The sequence below is a fragment of the Streptomyces sp. ID05-26A genome (genome assembly GCF_033794685.1).
In the GTDB taxonomy this organism is placed as follows: Bacteria; Actinomycetota; Actinomycetes; order Mycobacteriales; family Pseudonocardiaceae; genus Lentzea.
In genome coordinates this window covers 1703345-1720451 of the sequence record NZ_JARAYZ010000001.1, presented here as the reverse complement: position 1 = coordinate 1720451, position 17107 = coordinate 1703345, and the positions used below count along the sequence as shown (strand labels likewise).

Annotated in this window: 18 protein-coding genes; 14 read left to right on the top strand and 4 right to left on the bottom strand. The window is 68.9% G+C overall.

The window, feature by feature from the left end; all coding sequences use genetic code 11:
- Positions 1 to 4 precede the first annotated feature (4 nt).
- The 5 genes from proC (at position 5) to PV646_RS08410 (ending at position 3675) form a co-directional block, all read left to right on the top strand.
- Positions 5 to 814 (top strand): pyrroline-5-carboxylate reductase, encoded by an 810-nt coding sequence (proC, locus tag PV646_RS08430; RefSeq protein WP_500340870.1) that lies wholly within the window; start codon positions 5 to 7, stop codon positions 812 to 814.
- A 137-nt stretch (positions 815 to 951) separates the two neighbouring features.
- Complete coding sequence (locus tag PV646_RS08425; protein ID WP_030477960.1) at positions 952 to 1164, top strand: helix-turn-helix domain-containing protein; 213 nt, start codon at positions 952 to 954, stop codon at positions 1162 to 1164.
- Positions 1165 to 1284: 120 nt separating this feature from the next.
- Positions 1285 to 1386, top strand: a complete 102-nt coding sequence (locus PV646_RS08420; protein ID WP_015105422.1) for a 30S ribosomal protein bS22 — start codon at positions 1285 to 1287, stop codon at positions 1384 to 1386.
- A gap of 275 nt (positions 1387 to 1661) precedes the next feature.
- Positions 1662 to 2699: an NAD-dependent epimerase/dehydratase family protein gene (locus PV646_RS08415; protein ID WP_500340869.1), complete on the top strand. Its 1038-nt coding sequence runs from the start codon at positions 1662 to 1664 to the stop codon at positions 2697 to 2699.
- Positions 2700 to 2724: 25 nt separating this feature from the next.
- On the top strand, positions 2725 to 3675 hold the full coding sequence (locus tag PV646_RS08410; RefSeq protein ID WP_500342337.1) for a lysophospholipid acyltransferase family protein: 951 nt from the start codon (positions 2725 to 2727) through the stop codon (positions 3673 to 3675).
- Here the strand turns inward: PV646_RS08410 and PV646_RS08405 are convergent.
- A complete protein-coding gene (locus tag PV646_RS08405; RefSeq protein ID WP_500340868.1) occupies positions 3644 to 4918 on the bottom strand; it encodes an isocitrate lyase/PEP mutase family protein in 1275 nt (424 codons plus the stop codon). The two genes, PV646_RS08410 and PV646_RS08405, sit on opposite strands and share 32 nt — an antisense overlap.
- Positions 4919 to 4983: 65 nt before the next feature.
- Between PV646_RS08405 and PV646_RS08400 the strand changes: the two genes are divergently transcribed.
- Positions 4984 to 5640, top strand: coding sequence for an ArsR/SmtB family transcription factor (locus tag PV646_RS08400; protein ID WP_500340867.1), 657 nt, complete (start codon positions 4984 to 4986; stop codon positions 5638 to 5640).
- Between the two features lie 364 nt (positions 5641 to 6004).
- Here PV646_RS08400 and PV646_RS08395 read toward each other — a convergent pair whose 3' ends face one another.
- On the bottom strand, positions 6005 to 6901 hold the full coding sequence (locus PV646_RS08395) for an HAD family hydrolase (RefSeq protein ID WP_500340866.1): 897 nt from the start codon (positions 6899 to 6901) through the stop codon (positions 6005 to 6007).
- 161 nt (positions 6902 to 7062) lie between these two features.
- Here PV646_RS08395 and PV646_RS08390 point away from each other — a divergent pair, with 161 nt between their 5' ends.
- A complete protein-coding gene (locus tag PV646_RS08390; RefSeq protein ID WP_500342335.1) occupies positions 7063 to 8148 on the top strand; it encodes a ThiF family adenylyltransferase in 1086 nt (361 codons plus the stop codon).
- Positions 8145 to 8717 carry a GNAT family N-acetyltransferase gene (locus tag PV646_RS08385; RefSeq protein ID WP_500340865.1) on the top strand — a complete coding sequence of 191 codons (573 nt, stop codon included), beginning with the start codon at positions 8145 to 8147 and terminating at the stop codon, positions 8715 to 8717. Before PV646_RS08390 ends, PV646_RS08385 begins: the two co-directional genes overlap by 4 nt.
- Here the strand turns inward: PV646_RS08385 and PV646_RS08380 are convergent.
- Complete coding sequence (locus tag PV646_RS08380) at positions 8704 to 9522, bottom strand: DUF5667 domain-containing protein (RefSeq protein ID WP_500340864.1); 819 nt, start codon at positions 9520 to 9522, stop codon at positions 8704 to 8706. The genes PV646_RS08385 and PV646_RS08380 overlap by 14 nt on opposite strands.
- Before the next feature lie 312 nt (positions 9523 to 9834).
- Positions 9835 to 10410: a sigma-70 family RNA polymerase sigma factor gene (locus PV646_RS08375; RefSeq protein WP_500340863.1), complete on the bottom strand. Its 576-nt coding sequence runs from the start codon at positions 10408 to 10410 to the stop codon at positions 9835 to 9837.
- A 210-nt stretch (positions 10411 to 10620) separates the two neighbouring features.
- On the opposite strand from PV646_RS08375, the gene PV646_RS08370 reads away from it, so the two are divergent.
- The 6 genes from PV646_RS08370 (at position 10621) to hemC (ending at position 17092) form a co-directional block, all read left to right on the top strand.
- Positions 10621 to 12096, top strand: coding sequence for an AMP-binding protein (locus PV646_RS08370; protein WP_500340862.1), 1476 nt, complete (start codon positions 10621 to 10623; stop codon positions 12094 to 12096).
- A 4-nt stretch (positions 12097 to 12100) separates the two neighbouring features.
- On the top strand, positions 12101 to 12340 hold the full coding sequence (locus tag PV646_RS08365; RefSeq protein WP_500340861.1) for a glutaredoxin family protein: 240 nt from the start codon (positions 12101 to 12103) through the stop codon (positions 12338 to 12340).
- Between the two features lie 61 nt (positions 12341 to 12401).
- Positions 12402 to 13871: a molybdopterin-dependent oxidoreductase gene (locus PV646_RS08360; RefSeq protein WP_500340860.1), complete on the top strand. Its 1470-nt coding sequence runs from the start codon at positions 12402 to 12404 to the stop codon at positions 13869 to 13871.
- A 242-nt stretch (positions 13872 to 14113) separates the two neighbouring features.
- Positions 14114 to 14809, top strand: coding sequence for a redox-sensing transcriptional repressor Rex (locus PV646_RS08355; protein ID WP_500342332.1), 696 nt, complete (start codon positions 14114 to 14116; stop codon positions 14807 to 14809).
- A gap of 37 nt (positions 14810 to 14846) precedes the next feature.
- Positions 14847 to 16160: a glutamyl-tRNA reductase gene (locus PV646_RS08350; RefSeq protein ID WP_500340859.1), complete on the top strand. Its 1314-nt coding sequence runs from the start codon at positions 14847 to 14849 to the stop codon at positions 16158 to 16160.
- Positions 16157 to 17092 (top strand): hydroxymethylbilane synthase, encoded by a 936-nt coding sequence (gene hemC, locus PV646_RS08345; protein ID WP_500340858.1) that lies wholly within the window; start codon positions 16157 to 16159, stop codon positions 17090 to 17092. The genes PV646_RS08350 and hemC overlap by 4 nt, the downstream gene beginning before the upstream one ends.
- The last annotated feature ends 15 nt before the right edge of the window (positions 17093 to 17107 follow it).

The following is a 17107-nucleotide window of genomic DNA, read 5'->3' as shown; positions in this document are numbered from 1 at the left end:
ACCGATGACGAAGATCGCGGTGCTCGGCGCGGGCAAGATCGGTGAGGCACTGCTGTCCGGGCTGCTGCAGGGCGGTCGTCCGGCTGCGGATCTGATGTTCACGGAGAAGCACGATTCCCGCGCCAAGGCACTGACCGAGCAGTACGGGTTCGAGGCCGTCACGGTCGCGGGCGCGGCGGCGAAGGCCGACGTGCTGGTCGTGGCGGTCAAGCCGCAGGACATCGAGCCGTTGCTCACCGAGCTCGCGCCGGTGCTGCGGGACGGCACGCTGATCGTCTCGTTGTGCGCCGGCCTGCCGACGGCCCTGTACGAGCGCAGGCTGCCCGCGGGCACCCCGGTCGTGCGGGTCATGCCGAACACCCCGATGGTCGTCGGTGAGGCCATGAGCGCCGTCTCAGGGGGCTCCAACGCCACGCCGGAGCACCTCGAGGTCGTCGAGGAGCTGCTGTCGACCGTCGGCAAGGTCGCGGTGGTGCCGGAGTCGCAGCAGGACGCGGTGACGGCGCTGTCGGGTTCCGGGCCCGCGTACTTCTTCTTCCTGGTCGAGGCGATGATCGACGCGGGCATCCTGCTCGGCATCCCGCGCGACCTCGCCTCGCAGCTCATCATCCAGTCCGCGGTCGGCGCCGCGACGATGCTCAACGAGGGCTCGAGCCACCCCGTGATCCTGCGTGAGGCGGTCACCTCGCCCGCCGGCACGACGATCATGGCGATCCGCGAGCTGGAGAAGCACGGCGTCCGTGCGGCCCTGCTCGCGGCCATCGAGAGCGCCCGCGACCGCTCCGTCGAACTGGGCCGTCAGCACGAGGACTGAGTCAAGTGAGGGGGCATCCCCACTTTGGACGTCGCAGGAGTCACACCAGTCCCGCTACTCTCAGGGCAGCACGTGCGTGTCGAACCGTCGGTGGGGAAGACCGACGGCACGACACGTGTCGAAGGATGCGGTGATGTATGCCTGCGAAGGAGAACGAACGAACAGGCCTCGCTCAGGTGCAGTTCCTGACGGTGGCTGAAGTGGCCTCGATGATGCGGGTCTCCAAGATGACCGTGTACCGCCTGGTGCACTCCGGTGAGCTGCCCGCTGTGCGGGTCGGCAAGTCGTTCCGGGTGCCCGAAAAAGCGGTGCACGCCTACCTGGAGAACGCGTACTTCGACGCTGGCTGAAGGCTGGCGAACCCCGCCGGGTAGACTGGTAGGCCGATCGTGCTTACCGGCGCGCCGTGCTTGACACGGCCAAGGCTGGGGCGCGCCAGTCAAAGCAACGTCTAGAGCTAAGGAACCCGCATGGGCTCGGTCATCAAGAAGCGCCGCAAGCGCATGTCGAAGAAGAAGCACCGCAAGCTGCTGCGCAAGACCAGGGTCCAGCGCAGGAAGCGCGGCAAGTAAGCCCGCATGCGCTCTGCCGCCGCCGGCCTCCGTGAGGAGACCGGCGGCGGTTGCGTTTCCGGACCCCTCAGGTGGTACCCGCAAGGGTGCTTGCGCAGGTACGGGTATCACCCACTGAGACGAACGACGGGAAACACGGGATCGGTCGCCGCCGTTCGGGTGATTAGCCCGTAAAGCCTGCGTGACCTGCGTCAAGACGGCGTTCCGGCCCCGTGCGGTTCTCGAATCGGTCTGTAGCATCGACCAATCGCCACGCCCTTCGTGCTTGGAGTCGCATGACGCCCAAGGTCGTCCTCGTCACCGGAGTCAGCCGCTTCCTCGGCGGCCACCTCGCCGCGCGCTTCGCCGCGAACCCGGACATCGAGCGCGTGCTCGGTGTGGACACCGAACCGCCGCCACGCGACCTGCTGCGCCGCATGGGCCGGGCGGAGTTCGTGCGGGCCGACATCCGCAACCCGCTGATCAGCAAGGTCATCTCCACCGCGAACGTGGACACGGTCGTCCACGCCTCCGTCACCGCGAGCCCGGCCGGGCCCACCGGCCGCACGGTGATGAAGGAGATGAACGTCATCGGCACCATGCAGCTGCTGGCCGCGTGCCAGAAGTCGCCCAACGTGCGGAAGCTCGTCGTGAAGTCCACCAGCGCCGTCTACGGGTCCAGCAGCCGCGACCCGGCGGTGTTCACCGAGGACATGGGCCCCAAGGACCTGCCGTCGTCCGGCTACGCCAAGGACGCGGTCGAGGTCGAGGGGTACGTGCGCGGGTTCAGCCGCCGCCGGCCGGACGTCGACGTCACGACGCTGCGCTTCACGAACTTCATCGGCCCGCGCATCGACACGGTGCTGACGCGCTATTTCGCCCTACCGGTCGTGCCCACCGTCCTGGGCTACGACGCTCGTGTGCAGCTGCTGCACTCCGAGGACGCCCTGGCGGTCCTGGAACGCGCGACGCTGCACGACCTGCCTGGTGTCTACAACGTGGGCGGCGACGGCGTGCTGCTGCTGTCGCAGGCGATCCGGCGGGCAGGCAGGCTGAACCTGCCGGTGCCCAGTGCCGCCGTGCCCACCGTCGGAGGCTTCTTCCGGAGCGCCCGGCTCGTCGACTTCTCGCCCGACCAGATGAGGTTCCTCAACTGGGGGCGCGTGGTCGACACCACCCTGCTGCGCAAGGAGTTCGGGTTCACGCCGCGGTGGACCACCCAGCAGGCGTTCGACGACTACGTGAACGGCCGAGGTCTGAAGCCGCTCATCGATCCGGAGACGGTCGATGCCGCAGAGCGGACCATCCTCGACGCGGCCGCTCGATTCCGCTGATCTTTGTAATGAGGAGATGAACGCAGTGGCAGGAGCACGCGTTATCCCGCTGCACGACCCGGAACGCGACGCCGCGCGCAGATCGCGCCACGTCGAGGTCGTTCCCGAACCGGAGCAGCAGCAGTCCGCGACACCGGACTGGGAACGCAGGCTGACCGACCTCCTGTCGTTCGCGCGCCGGCGGATCGCGGGCGACTACCAGATCGACGAGTTCGGCTTCGACCGCGACCTCACCGAGAACGTGCTGATGCCGCCGCTGAAGCCGTTGTACGAGAAGTGGTTCCGGGTCGAGACCATCGGCCTGAACAACATCCCGATGGCCGGTGGCGCGCTGATCGTGGCGAACCACTCCGGCACGGTGCCGCTCGACGCCCTGATGACGGCGTACGGCATCGCGTCCGAACACCCCGCGCACCGGCCGTTGCGCGGGCTCGGGGCCGACCTGGTGTTCCGCACGCCGGTGCTGGGTGCGCTCGCGCGCAAGGGCGGTCAGACGCTCGCCTGCAACGCGGACGCCGAGCGGCTGCTGTCGTCCGGCGAGCTCGTCGGCGTGTGGCCAGAGGGCTTCAAGGGCATCGGCAAGCCGTTCAAGGACCGCTACAAGCTGCAGCGCTTCGGCCGTGGCGGCTTCGTGTCGGCGGCGCTGAAGACCGGCGTGCCGATCATCCCCGTGTCGATCGTCGGGGCCGAGGAGATCTACCCGATGATCGGCGACATCAAGACGCTCGCCCGGTTGCTGGGTTTCCCGTACTTCCCGGTGACGCCGTTCTTCCCGCTGTTCGGGCCGCTGGGCGCCATCCCGCTGCCCTCGAAGTGGTACATCGAGTTCGGTGAGCCGATCCGCACCGACGTGTTCGGCGAGAACGCGGCCGAGGACCCGATGCTCGTGTTCAACCTGACCGACCAGGTGCGCGAGACGATCCAGCAGACGCTGTACCGGCTGCTCACCCAGCGTCGGAACGTGTTCCTCGGCTGATCATCGCCTGCACCTCGTCGTAGCCGAACGCCGGTGCCGTGCCACCGTCGCGCACCGCTCGCGCCGTCGCGACGGTGTGGTGCAGGGCTGCCCTGAACAGCAGTGATCCGGTGCTGATCCTGCGCACGCCCAGGTCACCGAGTTCTCTCGGGGTGCGGTGCTGGGCCAGGACGTTCAGCGGAGCGAGGTTCGCGAGTTTCTCGATCTCGTGCGGGTCGGTCAGGCCCGCGACGAAGATCCCGTCCGCGCCGGCGTCGACGTAGCGGCGGGCTCTGGACTCGGTTTCCTCGTGTGCCATGCCCAGCCAGTGGGTGTCGATCCGGGCGTTGAGGAAGACGCCGGGGGCACGTTCCTTGACGGCGGTGATGAGTTCGGCCTGCTCCGCCGGGGTCGCCAGGCCGTGCGGGCGGCCGTCCTCCAGGTTCACACCCGCGACGCCGAGACCGGCGACCAACTCGGCCACCTCGTGCGGTGGCTTGCCGAAGCCCGACTCCAGGTCCGCGGTGACCGGGCACGGCAGGGTGCTCAGCAGCCTCGCCAGAACGACGGCCTGGTCACCGGCCAGGCCCATGCCGTCCGGGATGCCGTGGGCGGCGGCCACGCCGAGGCTCGTCGTGCCGATCGCGGTGAACCCCGCCTGGTGCAGGGCTGCGGCTGACGAGTAGTCCCAGGCGTTGGGGAGGAGCAGCGGGTCGTCCTGGTGGTGCATGGCCTTGAACGCCATGTTCTTCGCGATCTGCGTGGCTAGGGCTCGGCCTGGGCAGGCGTGGGGGCCGTGGCCGAAGGGGTGGTTTTCGAGGCTGACCTCGACGATGCCCTGCGAACTTTGTCTGCGGGTGATCGGGACCGGCGGCGCCTGGTTGCCGGTGCGCAGGTGTTCTGCGAGGGCGTTCGTGGCCGCCCAGGCCTGGACCAGTAGGCCGATCCGTGCTGCCGTCTCCTCGTCGTGTGTGGCTGTCAGGCGTTCTACCGCTGCGTCGGATGCTGCCGTCGTTGGTTGGTGGGGGTGGTAGCTCTGGGCGATCGTGGCGATGTCGTCGAGCGAGCCCGGCAGGCCGAGGGCTGTCGCCAGGTCGTCCAGGGTGGTGGCCTGCACTCCTGCCAGGAGGCGGGTCGTCAGAGCGCGTCTGCGGGTGTGGGCCGGGCCGGTGCTGAACCTGGCCACGGACGACCTGAGCCAGGCCATGCCGCTTTCTCCTGGCGGGACTGCGGGGACCGGGAGGTTCAGCAGCTCTTCGCTCATGGCGATGACGGTAGGGGCCGGACGGTTCGGTGCCGGCCGAAGTGTTGTGGTCGCAGAATGGTCGAGTGGAAGCACTCGCCCAGGTCGCCGGACTGCTTGCCGACTCCACCCGTGCCGCTATCTGTGGTGCCCTGCTCGACGGGCGGGCTTGGACGGCGCGGGAACTGGCTTCGCATGCCGGGGTGGCTGCGTCTACTGCCAGTGAGCATCTGACGCGGCTCGTCGAGGGTGGGGTGTTGGTCGAGCATCGGCAGGGGCGGCATCGGTATGTCGCTTTGGCTGGGCCGCAGGTTGCCGAGTTGTTGGAGGCGATGGCTGCGTTTGCCGGGCCTGAGCCTGGGCCCAGATCGCTGCGCTCGGCTGCCGTCTCCGAGGCCATGGCTCGTGGTCGTACCTGTTACGACCATCTTGCTGGGCGGCTTGGTGTTGCGTTGAAGTCCGGGCTGCTGGAACTGGGGGTGGTCAGCGGAGAACTCGCTATCACTGAACCGGGGATGGTCTGGCTGAAGGAACTCGGGTTTGTGGCGGGTAAGCGGGTGGTCAGCCGGGCCTGTCTGGATTGGACTGAGCGGGTGCCGCATTTGGGTGGGGGTGGTGGGGCGTTTTTGTGTGGGGAGTTCTTTGCTCGGGGGTGGGTTCGGCGGATTGGTACGTCTCGGGCGGTTTTGCTCACTGCTGAGGGGGAGCGGGGGTGGCGAGGGCTTGGGTTGCTTGCTGACTGACCTTGCGATCCGCTGGCTCTGCGGGTGGTCACCTTGCGGGCGGCTGTCGCCTTGCGTGCTTCCCCTGGGGCTCTGCCCCAGACCCCGGCAATCTGATCAGGGGGCCCACGCCACGAGCGGGTAGATGGCACGCCTGTTGCGTTGGGCGGCCGCAGGTTGCTTAGTTTGGTTGCGTTGGCGGTGGGGTCCCATCACGAGTCACACCAAGAGCGGGCCACATCAGAGAAGGGGTGTCAAACCGCCGAAAAGCGTGGCGGTTTGACACCCCTTCTCTGATGCAGCAAGAGCTATGGCGCGACTCGTGATGGGACCCCACCGCCTGGAGCGCCTGCGAAAGACAAAGACGAAAGACCTTGGTCGCCTGCTACTTCACTCGGCGTCGGTAGGCCATTGTGGCTGCCACGGCTCCGACTAGGGCGCCTGCGCCCAGTACTGACGGGACGCCGATCTTTGCTGCCTTGCGGCCCGTGCGGAAGTCGCGGATTTCCCAGCCCTTGCGGCGGGAGACCTCGCGGAGTTGTGAGTCTGGGTTTACCGCTACTGCGGTGCCCACTACGGAGAGCATTGGGACGTCGTTCGACGAGTCCGAGTACGCGGTGCAGCGGCGGAGGTCTAGGCCTTCCTTGGCGGCCAGTGAGCGGACTGCTTGGGCCTTGGCCTTGCCGTGCAGGAGGTCGCCTACCAGGCGGCCGGTGTAGATGCCGTTCTCCGATTCCGAGACTGTGCCCAGTGCGCCGGTCAGGCCCAGGCGGCGGGCGATGATCTGGGCCAGTTCTACCGGGGTGGCGGTGACCAGCCAGACGCGCTGGCCTGCGTCCAGGTGCATTTGGGCCAGGGCCTGGGTGCCCTTCCAGATGCGGTCGGCCATCAGTTCGTCGTAGATCTCCTCGCCCAGCGAGACGAGTTCTGCGACGGTGCGGCCCGAGACGAACGACAGGGCCTGTTCGCGGGAGGCCTTGACGGACTCCGGGTCCTCGCGGCCGCCTACCCGGAACTTCAGTTGCTGCCAGACGAAGCCTGCGAGGTCTGACGTGGAGAAGTACTTGCGCGCGGCCAGGCCTCGGGCGAAGTGGAAGATCGACGCGCCCATCATCATCGTGTTGTCCACGTCGAAGAAGGCCGCTGCGGTCAGGTCCGGCGGGACGTTCAGCGACTGTTCGAGCTCTGGCGCCATGGCGGCAGCCTGGATCGCCGCCTCTGCCGATGCCTCGCCGGCTAGTACGGCCAGCCGGTCGCTCTCCACATCACGCTTGCCTGCCATGTCCCAAGCGTAGCGATCAGCCTGCCAAACCCGCTCAGACCTGGTCGAGAACGCGCGGTGCCCATTTGGCGCCGCAAAGACATTCACTCGGTGTGGTCAGGTCGACACGGACTGATGTACTCCGTTCGGAGCATCGATGATGATCTACTCCGCGCGTGAACATGATCGTTTCTGCGTTATCCGCACCTGCTGAGCTGTTCGACGGCGAGTCCTGGCGGCCTGAACTCCTCGGAGGGGACCAGCTCGCCGGGTTGCTGGCGAACGGGCGGGTCACCGCCGTTCATGACTGCATTGATGCCCAGATCGAAGAGCTGATCTCCGCGCGGGAACCCGGACGGGTCAGGACCCCTGGCGAGTGGGCTGCGGCCAAGGCCGAGGTGCTCGGCGAGCGGGATCTGGTTGATTACGGAACGTGGGCGTTCTATCCCTGGAGTGGGCGGCTGGTGCACGTGCTGCCCCGCGACGAGTTCCGGCTCGTTCGGACCGACCGCAACCGGAACAAGATCACGCGTGAGGAGCAGCAGGTTCTGCTCGGCAAGCGGGTTGCGGTGGTCGGGTTGTCGGTGGGCAACAGTGCCGCGCTCACGGCCGCTATGGAGGGGGTCGGGGGCAGTTTCCGGCTTGCCGACTTCGACCGGCTCGGGCTGTCGAACCTCAACCGGCTGCGCACCGGCGTGCACGAGCTCGGGGTCGAGAAGACCGTGTTGTGCGCGCGGCAGCTGTTCGAGCTCGATCCGTACCTGGACGTCGAGATCTGGCGGGACGGGCTGACCGGCGAGAACCTCGCGGGCTTCCTCGACGGCGCCGACCTGGTCGTGGAGGAGTGCGACACGGCGTGGGTCAAGGTCGCTGTGCGGGAGCGGGCGCGTGAGCTGGGCATTCCCGTGTTGATGGACACCAACGACCGGGGGCTGCTCGACGTCGAGCGGTTCGACCTCGAACCGGACCGGCCGTTGCTGCACGGGCGGGTCGGTGACGTCACGGCCGCCGACGTCGCGGGGCTCGACCGCGCCGAGATGGTGGGGTTGATGGTGCGGATGGTCGACGGGACGCGGATCAGCCCGGCGCTGACGCAGGCCATGACCGAGATCGGCCGCACGCTGAGCAGCTGGCCGCAGCTCGCGTCCGGCACCATGCTCGGCGGTGCGATCGTCACCGACGCCGCGCGCCGCATCCTCCTCGGCAAGCATCAGCCGTCCGGGCGCTACTACGTCGACATCGAGCGTCTCGTCGGCGGTGCGCCATGACGGTGCTCATCGGCGAGAACGTCCGGTTGCGTCCTCTCGAGGACGGTGACCTGCCCGTCTACCAGCGCATCTACGGCAGTCCGGTGCTCACGCGGTACCTCGGCGTCGAGCGGATGACGCCGGAGAAGGCCACCGCCGCGTTCTACACGCCCACCCCGCGCAAACTCGTCTTCGCCATCACCTCGCACGACGACGACACGATGGCCGGGATGATCGGGCTGTTGCTGGAGGAGTACGGCAGCAACGCCATGTGCACGGGTCTGGTGATCCTGCCCGGTTCGCCGCTGAAGGGGTGCGGTTCGGAGGCGGGGCGGCTGCTCTTCGCGCACGCGTTCGGGCAGCTCGGTATCCACCGCGTGTGGGCCGGGCACCGGTCCGACCACGGGTTGATGAGCGGGGTCATGACCGGCGCCGGCCTCGAACCGGAGGCGACCCTGCGCGAGTTGTTCCACACGCAGGGCCGTTGGCACGACGTCACGACCTACGCGGCCGTCGAGCACCGGTGGCGCGAGCAGGCGTCACCGGTGGAGCTCGCGATCATGCGCGGAGCCGTGCTCAGCCGAAGCTGATCCCGGGCAGCAGCGGCAGCGAGATGCTCGGCAGCGGCAGGGGCAGCGGAATCGTGATCCCGGGCTTGCCGGACGTGGGCGGAGTCGAGGTTCCCGGCTTCGCCGACGGCGCGGTCGACGTGCCCGGTGCCACCGACTGGGTGGGCTGCACGGACGGGTTCACCGAACCGGACGGCGCGGGCGGGTTCGAGACGCTCGGCTGCGCCGAGGACGGCCTGCTGCCCGGTGACGTGCTCGGGTCGGTGACGACCGCGGCGCACTCGTCCCTGGCGGGCAGTGGGCCGAGCGGATCGGAGGAACCGCTGGTCACGGCGTCGCAGCTCACCCGGGCTGCCAGGTCGTGGGCCCGCTGGGCGATGCTCGCGAGCAGCCACATCGTGGTGTCGGCGTGGGCTCGTGCGTCGTCGGGCAGGCGGGTGCGCAGGGTGCCGAGCTTCACGTACTGGGCCAGCGCCCACTCGTTGAGCGCTGGCAGCGCCGTCCGGTCGGACGACGTGGCGTACTCGGTGAGCTGGCGGGCGCCCTCGACCGCGTCGGCGTCCAGGTCGGTCAGCGCCGTGAGCTGGGCTGCCGAGTCCGATTCGCGGTCGGCCAGGGTCTCCATCTCGGTGACCCTGGACGCGGCGAACTCGAGGTGCTTGAGGGCTCGGTCCTCGTCGTCGAACGTCAGGCCGAGCGAGGCGCTTTCGGTCGTGCGCTTGATGCCGTAGAGCGGGTCTCCCGGGAGCGCGTCACGGCTGAGCAGCACGCTCATACCGGCGAGGGACAACAGCAAGCAGAGGACCGCGGCCGCTGCGACTGCCACTCGTGCGCGCGCTCCCACCCGTCTTACCGACGGGAGCACCATTGGTTTTTCGGGTGGGGGCGCCGTGAGCACGCGCTGTTTCATCCGTTCGCGCGTCTCCGCGTCCGGGCCGACGTCCATCCGCCGGAGGAGTTCGACGATCGCGAGGTCCTCAGCGAGGTCGTCGTTTCCTACCGGCTGTGGGCCGCCTTCAACGGCACGGGCGAATCGCTCGTGCTCCGTCTGCCGCCACCGCGGTGTTCTTCCCTTGCCGTCCATCTCAGCCCGAGTAACGAAGTTGATCTGCTTTGGGTTACGCCCCTGCGATCGCTATCACCGCAACCAGGACGGGAGGATCTGTGCGAGCCGCCTCACGGCTCGGTGTTGGAGTGCCTTCACGGCGCCTTCGTTGCGGTCCATGATCTGCGCGACCTCGGACACCGACTTGCCTTCGATGAACCTCAGCACGATGCAGTCGCGCTGATCGTCACCCAACTGTGAGACGCACCGGAGCAGCTCCGCGTTGGTCGCCTCGGTCATGACCTCCTGCTCGGGTCCGCTCGTCTCCTCGCGGTTGTCCTGCAGTTCGGCCGTCGTGACCTCGAGCCGGTAGCGGCTCGACTTCACGTGGTCGTACACGATGTTGCGGGCGATCGTGACGAACCACGCGCCCACGTCGCGGCCCTGGTAGCTGACCGAACCGATGCTGCGCAGCGCGCGCAGGAACGTCTCGCTGGTCACGTCCTCGGCGAACGCGCGATCGCCGCCCACCCGGAAGAGGACATAGCGGAAGACCATGTCGACGTACTTGTCGTAGAGCACTCCGAACGCCTCGGTGTCACCCTCTTGGGCGGCCTTGACGAGCTGCCACGGCTCGTCTGCGGCGTTGTCGTGCTGACCCCCCGTCATGGTCCGGGTGGTCCTGATCGTGTTCGGTCGTGCCCGCGCGGTCATCGGCTCGCGGCACCTCCACAGAGTCGCCGTGGCGGCAGCATACGTGTGGTTACTCCGTAGTAGGTAGCGGACGGGTTCTGATGTGAAGACGTGCCAACCGCGACTTCATGACGCTCGTCACGCGTGGAAGACTGCTCGCAGTGCCCAGTTGTTCATGAGGAGGCCATGTTGACTTCCGCTCGCAATGTGTCAGATCTGGTCCGTGCTTCGGCACAGCGGGGACCCAGCCACGTCGCCTTGGTCGACGTAGCGAGCGGTAAGAGCCTCACGTGGGAAACCATCGACCGCGCGACCGATGCTTTCGCCCGCCGTTTGGCCGATTCCGGACTCGAACCGGGCGACCGAGTGGCGGTACGGCTGCCCACGAGCCCCGAGTTCGTGGTCGCCGTGTTCGGAATTCTCCGTGCGGGCGGCGTCGTGGTCCCCACCGGCCCCGGCAACCCGCCGCGCGAGCTCCAGCGGATCCTGGCCGACTCCGGGGCCGCGTTGCTCGTGGGTGACGGCGAGGGTTCCGACGCCCAGGCGGTCGAGGTTCCGGACGTCACCGCGACGGCCGAGCCCTTCGAGGCCGTCCGGGGAGGCGAGGACCTGGCGGTTCTCGGCTACACCTCGGGCACGTCCGGTGTGCCGCGCGGCGCGATGCTGTCCCACCGGGCGCTGCTCGCGAACGTCTCGCAGTGCGCCTCGCTGCGCCCCGCTCCCGTCACGGCGGGCGACCGGGTGCTGCTCGCGCTGCCGTTGTTCCACGTCTACGGCCTCGGCCCCGGCCTGCTGCAGACGGCGGGCGCGGGCGCCACGGCGATCCTGCTGGAGCGCTTCGACCCGTCCACCGTGCTGGACGTCATCGAGGAGCACCGCGTCACCACCATGGTCGGCGTGCCGCCCATGTACCGGGCGCTGCTCGCCCACCCCGTCGAGCTGCTGCGCGAGAAGCTCGCGACGGTCCGGCTGTTCACCTCCGGCGCGGCCCCGCTGCCCGCCGCGGTCATCGCGGAGATGCGCGGCGCGATCGGCATCCCGATCTTCGAGGGCTACGGCCTGACCGAGACGGGCCCGGTGCTCACGTCCACGCTGGTCGGGGGCACGCCGAAGCCCGGTTCCGTGGGCCAGGCGCTGCCCGGCGTCGAGATCCGCCTGGTCGACACGGACGGCTCGGTGCTCGACATCGACGAGGACGAGCCCGGCACCGGCCTGGTGTCCGCGAAGGGCGACAACATCTTCAGCGGCTACTGGCCCGACGGCGCGCACGGCCCGGATTCGTCCGGCTGGTTCCGCACGGGCGACGTCGGCTTCATCGACGCCGACGGCGACCTGCACCTGGTCGACCGCGCCGGCGACCTGATCATCGTCAACGGCTTCAACGTCTACCCGCACGAGGTCGAGCAGGTCGTCGGCGAGATGTCCGAGGTCGTGGAGGCCGCGGCCGTCGGCGTACCGGACGAGAGGACCGGCGAGTCGGTGAAGGTCGTCGTGGTCCTGCGCGACGGCCAGGAGCTGACGAGCGACCAGGTCGTGGCCCACTGCGCCGCCCGCCTGGCCAAGTTCAAGGTGCCGACGGTGGTGGACTTCGCCCCGGCCCTGCCGCACTCGCCGACCGGCAAGCTGGCGCGCGCGGTGCTCCGCAGGCCTTTGGGAGCATGAACCCATGTCCCACCACGTGACGTTGATGAGCCGGGTCTCCTGCCACTCCTGCGAGGAGGCGGCGGTGGAGATCGAACGGATCTGCGCGGACCTCGGCGCGACCTGGTCCGTCGAGGACGTGGACTCGGACCCGGAGCTGCGGGCCGAGTACGGGGACCGGGTGCCGGTGTTCCTGGTCGACGGGGCCGAGCACGGGTACTGGAAGGTGGAGGAGGACCGCCTGCGGGCGGCCCTGCGAGGGTGAGGCGTTACGGGAGGCTTACGACCTGAGCGAACCAAGGCCCGGCGGGTGTCGAATGGGAAGCATGAAGCCCGCCAAGGCCGCCCTCGCCGGACTGCTCGCGCTCGTCGCCGCCCTAGCAGCCGGGCACCTGGTGGCGGCCTTCGTGGGCCTGAGCGCCTCCCCGTACCTCGCCGTGGGCAATGCCGCCATCGACCTCACGCCGTCGTGGCTCAAGGACTTCGCGGTCACCACGTTCGGCACCTACGACAAGCTCGTGCTGCTGATCGGCATGGGGATCGTGCTCGCGGCCATCGGCGTCGGAGCCGGGCTGGCCAGCCGGAACAGTCCCGCGCCGGGAACGCTCGTGGCCGTGCTGCTCGGCTTCGTGGGCGTCGCGGCCGTCGTGACCAGGCCGGACGTCGGCCAGCTCGCCGTCCTCGCGCCCGTGGCCAGCACCGCCGCAGGCGTTTACGTGTTCCGCTACCTGCACAAAGAGGCCGAGGAGAGCGAGAGCCGGCGGGGCTTCCTGATCACCGCCGGACTGTCGGTCTTCGCCGGGGTCGCGGGGCAGCTGTTCGGCGCGCGGACGGACGTCGAGGGCAGCAGGCAGGCCGTCGGTGACCTCACGCCGAAGACCAAGGCACCGGAGATCCCGTTCAACGCCGACTTCGTCAAGGACGGCACCCCGAGCTTCATCACCAGCGGCAAGGACTTCTACCGGATCGACACGGCGCTGAGCGTGCCGCGGATCCGCGCCGAGGAGTGGGCGCTGCGGGTGCACGGCATGGTCGAGCGGCCCACGGTGCTCACGTTCGAGGAGATCCGCAGCAGGGACCTGGTCGAGGAGACCGTCACGCTGACCTGCGTCTCCAACGAGGTGGGCGGGCCGTACATCTCCACGGCCGACTTCGTCGGTGTCAGGATCGGCGACGTGCTCAGGGAAGCCGGCGTGAAGGCCGGCGCGGACCAGCTGTTCAGCACCAGCGACGACGGGTTCACGGCCGGCAGCCCGCTCGACTACGTGCTCGAACGCGGCCTGATCGCGATCGGCATGAACGGCGAACCGCTGCCCGCCGAGCACGGTTTCCCGGCACGCCTCGTGGTCCCCGGCCTCTACGGCTACGTCTCCGCGACCAAGTGGGTCACCGACCTCAACGTGACGACGTTCGCCAAGGACCAGGGCTACTGGATCCCGCGCGGCTGGGCGACGAGGGCGCCGATCAAGACCTCCTCGCGGATCGACCGGCCCCAGCGGATGGGCAAGGTCCAGGGCAAGGCCGTCATCGCGGGCACGGCCTGGGCGCAGCCGAAGGGCGTGGCGAAGGTCGAGGTCCGCATCGACGGCGGGCCGTGGCGGGAGACCGAGCTCGCGGCCGACGTCAGCGACACCACGTGGCGCATGTGGAAGATCGAGCTGGAGCTGTCCCGGGGCAGTCACACGGTCGAGTGCCGGGCCACCGACAAATCCGGGTTCACCCAGGACCAGGCACGCCTCGACCCGGTTCCCGACGGTGCGACGGGATGGCACTCCGTCACCTTCACCGTGGAGTAGGCGCTCACCCCTTGGTGATCATGAACCGAGGAAGCGCTGGTCACGCCCTGTCATCAGCGCTGTGACACCCGATCACCGACTTTGTGCGTGCGTTCACAAGCGGTACGGTGTGGTCATCACCAACGCCGCGGGTCCCTGCGGTGAAGCACACCCGGAGGTCGGAGAGCGTGGCATCACAGCGGGGCGAAGGTGAGACGACCACCACCCCTGCAGAGGCTGCCGACAAGGAGCGCGCCCGCGCGATCCCCGAGGCCGCCGTGGCCCGGCTCGCCGTGTACCTCCGCGTGCTGTCGGGCATGTCCGAGAGCGGCGTGACGGCCGTCTCCAGCGAGGAGCTGAGCCAGGCCGCCGGCGTCAACGCGGCGAAGCTCCGCAAGGACCTGAGCTACATCGGCAGCTACGGCACGAGGGGCGTCGGCTACGACGTCGAGGTCCTCGTCAGCCACATCGAGCGCATCCTCGGCCTCACCAGGAACCACTCGGTGGCCGTCGTCGGCATCGGTAACCTTGGTCACGCTCTCGCTAACTACGGCGGGTTCCCCGGCCGCGGTTTCCCGGTCACCGCCCTCTTCGACGTGGACGCCGATCTCGTCGGAATCCCTGTTGGGGGCATCCCCGTCAACCACATCGACGAGATCACCGCGATCTGCCGCGAGCGCGAGGTGTCGATCGGTGTCATCGCGACGCCGCCACCGGCCGCTCAGTCGGTTTGCGACCGTTTGGTATCTGCGGGCGTGCAGTGCATTCTGAACTTTGCACCAGTTGTCCTTCAGGTTCCAGACAACGTCGAGGTGCGCAAGGTTGACTTGGCGGTCGAGATGCAGATCCTGTCGTTCCACGTCGCTCGACGTGCGGACGAGGCTGCCAGCGTCTCGGCAGGGATCGGCTCGGTCGACAACAACGGACTCGGTGTGGACGGGATGGTGATTCGCCCGTGAGCGTGAGCCAGGCGGCTCCGGCAGACGTGGTGAGTGCATGAGCGTGCTCGTAGTCGGTCTGTCGCACCGCACCGCCCCAGTCCCGGTCCTGGAACGCGTCACCGTGGCCGAGCCGGACATGTCCAAGGTCCTCGGCCAGTTGCTCGCCGCCCCCAGCGTCTCCGAGGCGATGGTCCTGTCGACCTGCAACAGGGTCGAGGTCTACGCCGTCGTCGAGTCGTTCCACGGCGGTATGTCCGAGGTCGTCGAGGTTCTCGCGCAGCACGCGCAGATCGAGCCCCAGTCGCTCTACGAGCACTTCTACGTGCACTACGCCGCCGCTGCCGTCGAGCACCTGTTCTCCGTCGCGGCCGGCCTCGACTCGATGGTCGTCGGCGAGTCCCAGATCCTCGGCCAGCTGCGCGGTGCGTACGCGGCGGCGGACGAGGCGGGCACCGTCGGCAAGACCGCCCACGAGCTCACCCAGAACGCCCTGCGCGTCGGCAAGCGCGTGCACGCCGAGACGGGCATCGACCACGCCGGTGCGTCGGTCGTGTCCGAGGCCCTCGGCGACGCGGAGGCCCAGTTGGGCACGCTCGTCGGCAAGCGCGCGCTGCTCGTCGGTGCCGGTGCCATGGGCGGCCTGGCCGCTGCTCACCTGCGCCGGGCGGGCATCGGCGAGGTCGTCATCGCGAACCGGACGCAGGCCAACGGTGTGCGTCTCGCCACGTCGCTGAAGGCCGAGGGCGTCCCCGCGACGGCCGTCGACCTCACCGCGCTGGCCGTCGAGATCGACCTCGCGGACATCGTCTTCGCGTGCACCGGGTCGGTCGACACGGTCGTCCGCGCGGACATGATCAGCAAGCGCTCGCGGCCGTTGGTCGTGTGCGACCTGGGCCTGCCGAAGGACGTCGACCCGGCCGCGGCCGAGCTGCCGAACGTTCGTGTGGTGGACCTGGAAACGCTGCAGCGCCGCCTCTCCGACGCGCCCGCCGGCCAGGACACGCGCCTGGCCGTCCAGCTCGTCGCCGACGAGGTGAGGGCCTACCTCGCGGGCCAGCGGTCCGCCGAGGTCACGCCGACCGTCACGGCCCTGCGCAAGCGGGCCGCCGAGGTGGTCGACGCCGAACTGCTCCGTCTTGATTCGCGACTTCCCGAACTGGACCCCGCGACACGCGGTGAATTGGCCAAGACGGTGCGCCGCGTTGTAGACAAGCTCCTGCACACGCCGACCGTCAGGGTGAAGGAGCTCGCCTCCGCCCCTGGTGGTACCGGCTACGCGGAGGCTCTCCGCGAACTGTTCGGGCTCGACCCCCAGTCGCCTGGGGTTGTCAGTCAGACCAAGTCTTCTGTGGATGGTGAAACGCGGTGACCCGCACCCTACGGATCGGTACCCGAGGCAGCGCACTGGCGCTCGCGCAGACGGGGACCGTGGCCGAGTCGCTGAGGGCTGCCGGAGCCCAGGTCGAGATCGTCGTCATCAAGACGCCGGGCGACCTCTCCGACGCGCCCATCGCGCAGATCGGCATCGGCGTCTTCACGTCGGCTCTTCGTGACGCGCTCGCGAACGACGAGATCGACATCGCCGTCCACTCCTACAAGGACCTCCCGACCGCGCCGGACCCCCGTCTGACGCTCGCGGCCGTGCCCCGGCGCGAAGACCCGCGCGACGCCCTGGTGGCGCGCGACGGTCTCACGCTCGGTGAGCTGCCGGTGGGATCCACTGTGGGCACCGGTTCGCCGCGGCGAGCGGCCCAGCTGGAGGCCCTCGGCCTCGGGCTGAACATCGTTCCGTTGCGCGGCAACGTGGACACGCGCATCGGCAAGGTCCGCAACGGCGAACTCGACGCGGTGGTGCTGGCTCGCGCCGGCATCTCGCGTCTCGGCCGCACGAGCGAGATCACCGAGAACCTGGAGCCCATCCAGATGCTTCCCGCACCCGCACAGGGTGCGTTGGCAGTCGAGTGCCGGGTCGACGACGTCGACGCCGAGCACCTGATCCAGTCCACTTTGGACGATTCGGCCAGCCGGGCCGCTGTGACCGCTGAGCGCGCCATGCTGGCCGCGCTCGAAGCGGGCTGCAGCGCGCCGGTCGGCGCGCTGGCCGATGTGGTGGAAGACCTCGATGACGACGGGAAGGTCGTGTACCGACTTTCCCTGCGCGGGGTCGCAGCGACGCCGGAGAACGATCTCCTCCGTGCGTCCGCCACCGGTGACTTGACCGAAGCTGAGGGACTCGGCCGTGCGCTGGCCGCCGAGTTGCTCGACCTCGGGGCCGCCGTTCTCAGCGGTCCAGAGGCGTAATCGATGGGGAGTGCC